Source organism: Macrococcoides bohemicum (genome assembly GCF_016865215.1).
GTDB lineage: Bacteria > Bacillota > Bacilli > Staphylococcales > Staphylococcaceae > Macrococcoides > Macrococcoides bohemicum.
Window position 1 is genome coordinate 150,154 of the sequence record NZ_CP054482.1, and the last position, 11,920, is coordinate 162,073.

The following is an 11,920-nucleotide window of genomic DNA, read 5'->3' on the forward strand; positions in this document are numbered from 1 at the left end:
TAAATATTATGAGGAGGTCTGATTATGTTACAAGAACAGTTGGATGGAGTATTCATAAAAGAAGAAGATGGTTATTTTGATGAAGATAAAGTCGGTGCACAATTCTATAGTATGATTAAACAATTATCTGGAGAAGAAGCATATGAATTAATCGATGAAGCGATTAATTATTTATTGCAATCAACAGATACTGAAGTTGTTGCGTATATGCTGGAATTTATATCAAGTCTTTACGGTATTGCTGGAACGAACGAGCTGACAGATTTACATGAAATGAAAGCTTCTGTCATTGATCGTCAAGTAGAAATCTATGGTAATCAGTTTACGCATAATGTATTAAATAATTTAAAACGAGAATTAGGCACTGCGACGTAAGAGGTCGTTCATATATTGTCTATATTGAAAATGTATATAAAGCAATTTTTTAATTATATAATCGGAATGTCATTGTAAACATTATAAGGTGGACAAAATGGATAGAGTAAATAAAAAACAAAGCTCCTCAATTAAAAAATTTAAGACAAAGGACTTCGTAAAATTTGTAACAAAGATGAATCCTAAAAAGAGAGTATTTATGATAGGTATGTTTTTTACACTATTAACAAGTGGGGCAACACTGATCGTACCTCAACTTACAAAAGATTTGATTGACGGTAGTAGATTAACGCAGATGAATATGTCATTACTTTTTACTTTGATTTTAGCCTTTGTTGCTCAACTTGCATTTGGTGCACTTGGAAGTTATTTATTACGTTTCAGTGGAGAGCACACAGTAAAAAACTTGAGAGAAAAACTGTGGGATCATTTACTTACATTACCGGTAAAGTACTATGATGATCATAAATCTGGCGAAACGAGTTCTAGATTAGTAAATGACACAACAGTAATTAAAGAATTGATGACTTCACATTTCCCTAATTTTATTTCAGGAGGTATTCAGTTAGTCGGCTCAATGATTATATTATTCATCATGGACTGGAAGATGGCAGGTTTAATGTTCTTAGCAGTACCAGTCATCGGGTTTATCATGGTACCTATTGGGCGTATGATGTCTAAGATTGGTCGCCAGTTGCAAACAGCGACTGCTGCATTTAATGCGGATGCCAGCGAGAAATTATCAGAAATTCGTTTAATTAAATCGAGCAATGGTGAAGAATATGAGAAACAATCTGGAAGAAATCTCATTATGAACGTATTTAAGTTAGGGATTAAAGATGCGAAGATTGAAGCGGTCTTACAACCGATTATGATGACAGCAATGATTGGATTATTCGTAGTAGTATTAGGATACGGTGCAGTACGTGTACAAGATGGTAGTTTAACAAGTGGCCAGTTTGTAGCGTTCTTGCTTTATTTATTTAATATAATGATGCCCGTTGGCAGTTTTGCGACGTTCTTCTCTCAATTACAAAAAGCAATGGGGGTTACAGAACGCGTGGTCCAATTAATGAATATGCCTTCAGAAGCGATTGAGAAAGGAATAGTGAAGGATGTTTCAGGTGAAACAATCAGCTTTAATAATGTTTCATTTCAATATGAAGCAGATCGTCCAATTCTTAATAATGTTTCATTTGAGGCAAAAGAAAATACCGTCGTAGCGTTTGTCGGACCAAGTGGTGGTGGGAAATCGACTATCTTTTCATTACTAGAACGTTTCTATAATCCGAGTAAAGGTGAGATTAAGATTGGTAACACAAATATTAATGATGTACAACTCCATTCATGGCGCAGTCAAATAGGATTTGTGTCACAAGATAGTGCAGTGTTTGCAGGTACCATTCGAGAAAATTTACAGTACGGTTTGGATCGCACGTTATCTGATGATGCGTTATGGAATGGATTATCTTTAGCGTATGCAGCATCATTTGTTAAAGATTTCCCGGAACAATTAGATACTGAAATTGGTGAACGTGGTGTCAAATTATCTGGCGGACAGAAGCAAAGAATTGCGATTGCACGTGCATTCTTGCGTGACCCACAAATCTTAATGCTCGATGAAGCAACAGCATCACTCGATTCACAATCAGAAGAACAAGTTCAGCGCGCATTAAATCAATTGATGGAAGGACGTACTACACTCGTTATTGCGCACCGCTTATCTACTATTGTCGATGCAGATAATATTTATTTTGTTGAAAAAGGTATGATTACAGGATCGGGTACACATCAGGAGTTAATTGCAACACACGCTTTATATCGAGATTATGTGAAAGAACAGATTGTGAGCTGATTTAAAAAAATTTTAGTAACCCAGGGACTTCAAATAACGATTATAAAGTAATGTATAGAGGAGATGAGAAGTTGACATCAATTACAGCATTCCAATGGACTAGAGAACCGAAGAATTATGATATTACAGATGACCGTATATTAATCACGACAGAACCGAATACAGATTTATGACAAAGAACGTATTATGGATTTCAAAATGATAATGCACCGGTACTACAAATGACGACAACAGAAAATTACTTTTCATTTACTGTGAAAACATCTTTTGATACGAAACGTCGTTTTGATCAATGTGGTGTGGTGATATATTTAGATAGTGACAACTGGCTAAAAGCATCTATAGAATATGAGAATCAAACATTTCAGCGATTAGGTAGTGTTGTTACTAATAACGGTTATTCGGACTGGGCATCATTTGATATTGATAGCACTATAAAATCAATGTGGTATCGATTAAGTCGTCGCGAGAGTGATTATTGTATCGAGTATTCAGAAGATGGTAAAGATTTTAAACAGATGAGAATTTGTCATTTAAATGAGGGGCAAGGAGAAATTCAGTTTGGTATTTATGCTTGTTCACCTGAAGCATCATCATTTGTTGCAGAATTTACTGATATACAAGTCGGTCCATGTCAGTGGAAAGCACACGTATAGAACTTACTAACAACACGAAGTTTTAACTTCGTGTTGTTTAAATATAAAAATTCAATTCATTTCACAGTATGATAATGCTATAATAAAAAAATTATATTATTTAATATGATATAAAAAGTATAAAAATTTATTTACAATGCTTTGGAGGGGGCACTATCAATATAAAAACGAAATTATCATTTAAAGAAAATATCTTTATCGGATCTATGCTTTTCGGGCTATTTTTCGGAGCAGGTAACTTAATCTTTCCGATTCATTTTGGCCAGACAAGTGGAGCGAATGTCTTTATAACAAATCTTGGATTCTTAATTACAGCGATTGGCTTACCTTTCTTAGGAATTATTGCAATCGGTGTTTCAAAAACGAATGGTTTATTTGATATTGCTTCACGTGTAAATAAAACCTATGCGTATCTATTTACGATTGCGCTTTATTTAGTAATCGGGCCATTATTTGCTTTACCTCGACTTGCAACAGTGCCATTTGAAGTGGCTTTTACACCATTTATTGCAAAGGAAGATGTTCGTCTTTATTTATTCATCTTTAGTTTGATATTCTTTATCATTGCATGGTTCTTTTCACGTAAACCTTCTAAAATATTAGATTATATCGGTAAATTCTTAAATCCACTATTTCTATTGTTATTAGGAGTATTGTTTACTCTTGCTTTTGTAAAGCCTATGGGTGGAATAGATGCTCCAGTTCAGCCGGAGTATAGAGAAGACGCCTTACTTAAAGGATTTATTGATGGATATAATACATTAGATGCATTAGCTTCACTTGCATTTGGTATTATTATCGTGACGACCATCAAGAAGTTAGGCATCACTAATCCATCTGATATTGCAAAAGAAACAGTCAAGTCTGGTTTCATCAGTATTCTGCTGATGGGGATAATCTATACTTTACTCGCATTACTTGGAACAATGAGTTTAGGTCAGTTTAAAGTAAGTGAAAATGGAGGGATTGCATTAGCTCAGATTGCACAGTATTACCTGGGTAATTATGGCATCATTCTTCTTTCTTTAATTATCATCGTCGCATGTTTAAAGACAGCTATCGGCTTAATTACAGCTTTCTCGGAAACATTTACAGAACTATTTCCGAAACGCAGTTATATTATGTTTGCTACAGTTGTCAGTATTGTTTCGTTTGTTTTAGCTAATGTTGGCTTAACTAAAATTATTGAATATTCAATACCTGTCTTAATGTTTTTATATCCACTTGCGATTACATTAATTCTATTAACTTTAATCAGTGGTTATTTCAATGATTCAAAAATTGTCTATCAATGGACAACTTTTGTAACAATGATTGCAGCATTGATTGACGGAATCAAGGCGAGTCCTGCTTTTCTTTCAAAATCAGACTTTGGTCAGAGTATTGCTAACTTTGGCTCAAGCTACTTACCTTTCTCTGAAATCGGTATGGGGTGGGTATTGCCTGCATTGCTAGGTTTTATAATAGGTTTCGTCCTTTATAAAATGCGTCAAACTGCTAAATTGTAATCTCATATAAAAAGTATTGATCATAATTTTATTTTCTATATCCCAAACATCGTTTGGGATATTTTTTTGTTCCAAAATATGAATAATTATATAAATTTTAATTTGTATGGAACAATATTACATGTTATAATTCGTAATCAATACTATTTATGATTTCAGATTAAGGAGTAAGTTTATGAAAGAAAGAATTATAAGTTTAGATGTTATGCGTGGCATAAGTTTAATAGGGATACTCTTTATGAATGCTTTAGGTGTGCATTATTTTACGGTATTTGATACGCCTTTTGAATATTATCATGACGCGTGTAGTCAGTTCTTATATAAAATGAATTTATTATTTATTCAAAATTCATTTTATCCTATATTCGCATTTTTATTTGGTGTGGGCTTATCGATTATGCATACAAACATAATAAGTCGAGGTATGTCTTCAACTGTTATATTATTTAGAAGAATGTTAGCAATGCTTGTTTTTGGACTGCTACATGGCTACTTAATCTATAATGGTGATATTTTACATACTTATGCGGTAATGGGATGTATTGCTATTCCATTTCTATGGTTTAAAAGACGTAGCGCTTTTATCTTTGCTACTTGTTTATGGATGTTAAATCTATTAATGTATTTCACGTCTTTCAATGAGATAGCTAAAAAAGTCATTCCTTTTCATAGAAATCCAGCAACAGATGATATATTATCGAGTGGAAATATATTTTCGATTATTCAATGGAACCTTGAAGAATTTAATAATGTTAACACATTGTTATCTCCAGGTAATTTTTTAGCAGCGATTCTTACAGTATTACCATTTATCCTATTCGGAATCAGTGCACATCGTTATGAATGGTTTGCTAAGATGCGTTCGCATTCAAAAAGGGTCATAGCAACCGCAATTTGTTGCTTTATCATAGGAATATATATCAAGACGCAGTCCTTTGAAGTAATCGGTTCAGCATTAGCACCACAAGCTCTATTCGTTGGTGGAAGTCTTGTAGCGATTAGTTACTTTCTATTTGTGACATTACTATGTAATAAACAACAAACATTAAAGTTTATTTATCCGATGCAGGCAGTTGGTAAATTAGGTTTTACAGTTTATATAACACAAAACGTCATACTATTTTTACTGTTTTATGTTTTCAAAATGTATAATACGTTATCGATTGGTAATGTATATATCGTTGTCTTAATCATTGCAGTAATACAAATTATTTGTGCAAATATTTACTTAAAATATTTTAAAATGGGACCGTTAGAATGGCTTTGGAGAAAGATCACATATTTAAAAGAGATATAATAAGGAGACATATATGAAAAAACATTATATTTTTCTAGCTGCATATATGATTGTTATGGGGTTGGGACTGTTCGTATGTAAAAATTTTTTAAATACGCCGTATGACGGAGTTCACTTTAGTAGAAGATTCTTACCATTTATGGCGTTACTTGCAGTAATGGTTGTGATTTATAGTGTGCGTTTTCAATCATTATTAAGCTTGGAAAGACGTAATAAAAATACTTATATTTTTAGTATATTACCTTTAATAACGATAGTAAGTGCTGCTATCCTTGCGGCTTTTCATTACTTTAGCTGGCAAATTGCATCTATCATACCTTTTATTGACGCTGCTTTAATAGGAATAGCAGAAGAAGGGATGTTCAGATATATTATTTTAGGTGCCTTATTACATTACATTAAACCGGTTAAAGCCATTCTTCTATCCTCTTTTTTATTTGGGGCGCTTCATCTGTTAAACATACTAGGAGGATTATCAATTGATGAAGTAGGCAGTCAATTAATATCTACAGTAGCAATGGGGATGTTTTTAGGTACAGTTTATGCATATACATCAAATATTTATATCCCGATATTATTTCATAGTGCCTGGGACTATATATTTCTTGTCCAGGGTATAGAGGTGCCTTATGTATCCCAATTATTCATTATTACTATAGTATTAGAAATAATAGTGACGTGCATTATGTTGTGGCGCATAAAGAGGCGTGACCATATGTATTCATAAATAAAACTACCGATACAAAACGATTGGATAATCATTTTATATCGGTAGTTTTTTTATAATAAGATATTAGGCTTTTTTCTTTTTTGCAACGATTCTGCGTCCCTTACCTAAAAACATTTGAACGATAGAAGCGAGGAGCATAATGATATTAAAGACAATCATAATGTTAAAGACATGATGAACAGTGTTTAATGATGTTTCATGGATAAGTTTCATTGCTTCAGCTTTAGAATTAAAAGTCTTTGGTAAATGGGTCTGTAGATCACGGCTAATAAACCATGCAAGACACGCAATGAGTATTGCGCCCATATAATTTCTTATTGTATGCATTGTGTTTGATCGATGTGATGCTTTTTCTAACGGTCCATCAAGTAATGTTGCCATGGCACCACTTACTAAAGTGATTGATATACCAAAGCCAAGTAAGAAAGCATGAATATATAGTGCGTCTTTACTAACATCAATACCGATGATTCTCCAGTGAATACTTACATATAACATAGCGATAGAACCAAGTACTCCAAGAACCCCTGCTCCTAGAGCGCTATAGGTTAACATTTTGATACTACCTGATAAAATTACCCCAAATAAGAAGAATAAATAAAAATATAACACATCATGTGGTGGCATATTTAATATTCTAAGTAAGAAAATATTTATACCAGCGAGTGCAATGACAAGTGTTAAATGAGATGAAATTGCCATTACAGCACCGACCATAGGCTTTGCTTCATATAAAGTATGGAAATGTACAATAGGGTGTTCCGCTTTAATATTCAAAATAATAAAGAAGATAAGTAAAATGAATGAAATGACTGCAAAGCTGATAAACCATGGTGAACTAGCACCTAATACAGGTAACATAGCACTTGTGGCAGCTAAAGTAGTAGCAAATATTGCAAGTACAATCACTTCCGGTAAATCATACGGATAAGGCTTTGTTTCTACGTGGTGATCATCTTTTAATGCAAATAAAGCGATAAGAATACAGATGATTGCAGAAGCAATATTTACGTAATACAGCCATCGCCATTCTTCAGTTTCAATAGAAAAACTTCCTGAAACGCCACCTAAAGCATTTGCTCCGAACAACCCAACAATGATCATGAACAAGAAGACATTCTTATATCTTTTAGGAAAGATATGCCAGGCTTGTGGTAATGTCGTAAAGAATAATACACCGGTACTTAAACCTTGAATACATTTACCGATAGTTAGTAAGTAAATATTATTTGTAGATGCACAAAGGATTGAAGCAACTAAAAATATTGCTATAAATAATATATAGTTTTTCTTAAAGCTCAAGCGATGTGTGAAAAGATGTCCAAATGGTACACCAAAGGCAAATGCAAAGTTAGCGAGCACTGCTGGTACGATTAAATACTTTGATTCTAAATCAAAAGACGATTGTATTAAACCTTGATTTAAACTGTAAGAAATATTTGTGAAATATTGAGAGCCGATTCCAAATACAGTGATGACTGATAATAAGAAAATTTCCCAGGCACGTATCGTTTTATATTTTAATGTGTTCAATTAATTCAACCTTTCATTTTTTTATAATTGTGTTGCAAATAACTTGAGTAATTGTTGTTTAAAATCTTCCAGAGAAAGCTCACGATAATGTACTTGATGCTGAAAGCTACGTGTTGTTAAAGCGTTAAGCAGCATGTCTGTTTTGAATTGATCCTTAAAGATTGTTTCAAAAGCAGTAAATAATTGTTTGTAATGAGGAGTTTCTTTGAAGAGATATTTCATTTCGTGCTGTTCAATGCATAGCAGTAAATCTTCATTTCTATGTTTGAATAATAATATAGCGAGCAACATAGCATCTAATTTGTTGTAATCATCATCTTCCGTTGAGAGAACATCATTAAAATGTTCAAATAATGAATTAAAATCATCTTCTAATAAATCAAAACAAAGTACACCCTTGTCTTTAAAATGACGATAAAGCGTACCCGATCCTATATTTAAACTTTTGGCAATCTGATGCATACTAACGTTTTCAACACCATATTGATTAAAGAGGGATAGAGCGTGCTGTTTAATTTTGTGGTAATTATCTTTGGCATCCTGTCTCAAATATAAATTCCTTTCTTTTAAAAAATCAAATGTAAGTGGAGACTTGTCCGTTTACTTAGAGTATTATACATGGTTCATATAATATAAACAATCATTAATTTACTAATTAGTAATAAATAAAGGAATTTAAAGATACAACCCTTAAATATAAATGGAGGAATTTATAATGAAAATAAAGGTAAATAATTTAAATGAATTGCAACAAGCACTAAAACAAAATGAATCATTAATAGAGATTACAAATTCAATTGTAGTGCCATCAAGTTTACAAATACCTAAAGGAACTGCATTAAATGGAACAGAAGAACGACCAGTTTTGTTATCATTTGAAAATGCTGACGGATTAGCTTTGGAAGGTAATAATACAATTAGTAATATTGCACTTCAAACAGCACCAGATCACAGAGCGATTTATATTAATTCTCTTGAGGAAGATTTAGGAACTATTGAATTAAATAAGTTAACAGTAACAGGACAGGTTCAAATATTAACACGTGCACCTCAAAAATCATTAAATTTAAAAGTTGATGGATTAAATATTGTCTCTGCAGATACACGCCGATATACAGAAAAGCCTTTAAAATATGGTGTTACAGTTTATCAAGGCGCATTAACAGTTTATAACTATAACTCTGATAAGGAAGCATTGATTAATGCTTCAATAGAAAACGTTTCTATAGGTAATCCATTAGCACCTGTTATCGGGACAGGGGTGTTTATTGCAGGGTTCAATGAAAATGGCGGCCAGGTACAACTAAATAAATTACATACAAATGCAATATACTCAAACGGGATGATTCCATTTGGACAACCTACCTTAATTACAGCTGGAATATTCATCTTATCAGGCGCACATGCAAAATCAATCATTACTGATGGGCCAGTAACAACATATGGTGTAAATGATATGGTATTAGACGTATGGGGAATTGTTGATGAGTGGGTGGTAAATGATTATATCCGTTCTTATGGGACATCTGGTATAGGTTTTGTAAACTTTGGGGAGGTCAAGCATTTTGTGGCTAAATACCCTATTGAAACTTATGGATCTGGAGCAAGAGGATTTAATCAGTATGACGGCACAATCGATTATGCTGAATTTGAGGCAATTACTACTTATGGCGATGGTTCAATCGGTATGCAGTTTAGTAAGCCGGTAGGAAGCATAAAAGTTAACAAATCTATTGAAACATATGGAGGTTCAGGTGAATCATTAGTAAAAGGTGAAATTCAAACTTTATCTGCAATCGCTTTATCTATTAAAGAGGGTGGAGCAATTGAATCGTTAACTGTACTTAACGATATCACAACACATGGGGAAGAAGTTCAAGCGGTTGTAATCGATGAAGGAGCTGAATTAAATACTGTCAGTATTGAAGGAGCAATCATCACTCAGCATAAGCAGCCGATAACTATCAATAATGAAACCCTTGATAAAGATGTTAAACAACGGTTAGAAGGAGCTATAAAATCAATTAAGAAATAATCTTAATTGATTCTCAACATTTGCTGGATGGAGTAATGCTATTACTTATCTTCCGTATTTTTACAGTGAAAGTATAATTGGATTTCTTTTGTATAAAGTGTATAGAACTGATAAAATATAAACAAATATAAAAGGAGGCATCAATATTTAGAGATGATCATTCGATAATGAAAACGCGCAAACTGAATTGCACAACGTTTGATTTATCGGGATGAGTCTGTCTACTTATTGTATGCCTATCGTAAATAGGCTTATTTTGTGTATCCCAAACGTTGTGTGGGATACTTTTTTTATGGGGTGAGTTTATGAGATTAAATAAAACAGACATTTATGCAGGGGAAAAATTATTGTTCAAAGATTTACACTTTGAAATAGAAGTAGGTAAGCATGTTGCTTTGCTTGGAAACAATGGCATCGGCAAGACGACAATACTGAATACATTGATTGCACAAGATAAAGAAATCGGACTGCTGGAGCAACAGCTCAAAAACTCTAAAGTTTTAGATTTGACAGTACTAGAGTATATAATGCAGGAACGTCCAGAACTATATCATTTGAAATTGAAACTAGAAACAAATTTGAATGCAATGAGCGCTTACTTAGAACAAGATGGTTATACATTTGAATCTGAAATTATTACTATGCTTCATAAATTTAATTTATCTGAACGTGATGCTGAAAGAAAAGTCATCACTTTGTCAGGTGGAGAACAAACAAAGATTTCTTTAATTAGATTGATACTATCGGGTAAGACAAAGTTTATCTTCGATGAGCCGACGAATCATATTGATGATGAAACGAAACAATGGCTTGTTAATTGGATGCAGCACAATGATTTCACGATGCTATATGCCAGTCATGACAGAGCGTTTATTAATCAAACAGCAGATTATATATTGGAGTTAACACGTGATGGATTAAGGAAGTTTCATATGACATATGATCAATATAAATCACAGATTGATCTAGAAGAGAAGACGAATGCAGCACTCGTTGAAAAAGAACAAAAAGAAAAGAAACGGATGAAACAAATGATTCAGGAGATGCGTGAATGGCATCATGAAATGAATCATAAGGCGAGTGTACGAGATTTCGGGGAGCAGAAAAAGCTTGCCAAAATGGCAAAAAGGATGAAGGCACGAGAATCGAGATTGAATCATGAAATGTCAAACTTTGAAGGTAAAGTAGAAAAAGCAGTGCGTACGGAATATGATATTGAAGCGAGTGAAATCAATAATAAATACTTATTGCAATGCATAGATGTAAGTCATGCATTTGATGAACCATTATTTAACCATGTTACTTTTTCATTAGAACGCGGGGAAGTTGTTCAAATTAAAGGTAAGAATGGCTCAGGAAAATCTACGTTACTCAAACTTATCATAGAAGAAATACCGATACAACATGGTGAGATAAGAATGCCACCCACACTTGAAATAGGGTATTTTTCTCAAAAACTTGAGAATTTAATACCAAGTCATACCGTTCTGGAAGAAATAACAATACTTGATATTGACGTAACTCAGGCACGCACAATACTTGCAGCATTCAGATTTGATGCATCACGTATGGATGATCTTGTTCAAAATTTGTCTATGGGAGAGAAGTGCAGGCTATCATTTGTAAAACTTTATTTCTCAAAAGCACATCTACTTATTCTCGACGAACCGACAAATTACTTCGATATTGAAATGCAGGACATTATTGGTAATCTGCTTAAACAATATAAAGGAACAGTACTCTTTGTCAGTCATGATGCATATTTCAGTGACATGATTAAGACGCGTACATTAACGCTGCACGATAAACACTTGGTAGACTCAAAAACGACAATTGATGAAACAATTAATATGGAAGAACTTAAAAAACAACTTAAGCATATAGATAATTTAGAAAATAAATAATTTATAATTGATAACGCTTACAAAAAT

9 protein-coding genes and 1 pseudogene are annotated in these 11,920 nt (G+C 33.1%); 8 read left to right on the plus strand and 2 right to left on the minus strand.

What is annotated here, in order from left to right; all coding sequences use genetic code 11:
- Positions 1-24 precede the first annotated feature (24 nt).
- The 6 genes and pseudogenes from HT586_RS00800 to HT586_RS00825 all read left to right on the plus strand — a co-directional run bounded on the left by HT586_RS00800 (position 25) and on the right by HT586_RS00825 (position 6,418).
- Positions 25-375 (plus strand): hypothetical protein, encoded by a 351-nt coding sequence (locus HT586_RS00800; RefSeq protein ID WP_096077662.1) that lies wholly within the window; start codon positions 25-27, stop codon positions 373-375.
- A 97-nt stretch (positions 376-472) separates the two neighbouring features.
- Positions 473-2,230, plus strand: coding sequence for an ABC transporter ATP-binding protein (locus tag HT586_RS00805; RefSeq protein WP_203546015.1), 1,758 nt, complete (start codon positions 473-475; stop codon positions 2,228-2,230).
- Between the two features lie 185 nt (positions 2,231-2,415).
- Positions 2,416-2,886 (plus strand): annotated as a pseudogene (locus HT586_RS00810) (DUF1349 domain-containing protein); the annotation flags it as partial.
- 161 nt (positions 2,887-3,047) lie between these two features.
- Complete coding sequence (gene brnQ, locus HT586_RS00815; protein WP_203546516.1) at positions 3,048-4,394, plus strand: branched-chain amino acid transport system II carrier protein; 1,347 nt, start codon at positions 3,048-3,050, stop codon at positions 4,392-4,394.
- A 175-nt stretch (positions 4,395-4,569) separates the two neighbouring features.
- Entirely contained in the window at positions 4,570-5,691 is a 1,122-nt protein-coding gene (locus HT586_RS00820; RefSeq protein WP_203546016.1) for a DUF418 domain-containing protein, read from the plus strand.
- Between the two features lie 13 nt (positions 5,692-5,704).
- Positions 5,705-6,418 carry a CPBP family intramembrane glutamic endopeptidase gene (locus tag HT586_RS00825; protein ID WP_203546017.1) on the plus strand — a complete coding sequence of 238 codons (714 nt, stop codon included), beginning with the start codon at positions 5,705-5,707 and terminating at the stop codon, positions 6,416-6,418.
- 66 nt (positions 6,419-6,484) lie between these two features.
- On the opposite strand, the gene HT586_RS00830 is transcribed toward HT586_RS00825, so the two are convergent.
- Together HT586_RS00830 and HT586_RS00835 are read right to left on the minus strand one after the other, a co-directional pair.
- Positions 6,485-7,954, minus strand: coding sequence for an MFS transporter (locus tag HT586_RS00830; protein ID WP_203546018.1), 1,470 nt, complete (start codon positions 7,952-7,954; stop codon positions 6,485-6,487).
- 21 nt (positions 7,955-7,975) lie between these two features.
- A complete protein-coding gene (locus tag HT586_RS00835) occupies positions 7,976-8,503 on the minus strand; it encodes a TetR/AcrR family transcriptional regulator (RefSeq protein ID WP_203546019.1) in 528 nt (175 codons plus the stop codon).
- Between the two features lie 166 nt (positions 8,504-8,669).
- On the opposite strand from HT586_RS00835, the gene HT586_RS00840 reads away from it, so the two are divergent.
- Both HT586_RS00840 and abc-f read left to right on the plus strand, forming a co-directional pair.
- The gene (locus HT586_RS00840) at positions 8,670-9,989 is read left to right on the plus strand and encodes a hypothetical protein (RefSeq protein ID WP_203546020.1); all 1,320 of its coding nucleotides are present in this window, start codon (positions 8,670-8,672) and stop codon (positions 9,987-9,989) included.
- A 305-nt stretch (positions 9,990-10,294) separates the two neighbouring features.
- The gene (gene abc-f, locus HT586_RS00845; protein ID WP_203546021.1) at positions 10,295-11,893 is read left to right on the plus strand and encodes a ribosomal protection-like ABC-F family protein; all 1,599 of its coding nucleotides are present in this window, start codon (positions 10,295-10,297) and stop codon (positions 11,891-11,893) included.
- Positions 11,894-11,920: the final 27 nt, after the last annotated feature.

Coding starts and splice junctions, on each gene's coding strand:
- HT586_RS00800 (WP_096077662.1), top strand. CDS start 25: ATGTTACAAGAACAGTTGGATGGAGTATTCATAAAAGAAGAAGATGGT.
- HT586_RS00805 (WP_203546015.1), top strand. CDS start 473: ATGGATAGAGTAAATAAAAAACAAAGCTCCTCAATTAAAAAATTTAAG.
- HT586_RS00820 (WP_203546016.1), top strand. CDS start 4,570: ATGAAAGAAAGAATTATAAGTTTAGATGTTATGCGTGGCATAAGTTTA.
- HT586_RS00825 (WP_203546017.1), top strand. CDS start 5,705: ATGAAAAAACATTATATTTTTCTAGCTGCATATATGATTGTTATGGGG.
- HT586_RS00840 (WP_203546020.1), top strand. CDS start 8,670: ATGAAAATAAAGGTAAATAATTTAAATGAATTGCAACAAGCACTAAAA.
- abc-f (WP_203546021.1), top strand. CDS start 10,295: ATGAGATTAAATAAAACAGACATTTATGCAGGGGAAAAATTATTGTTC.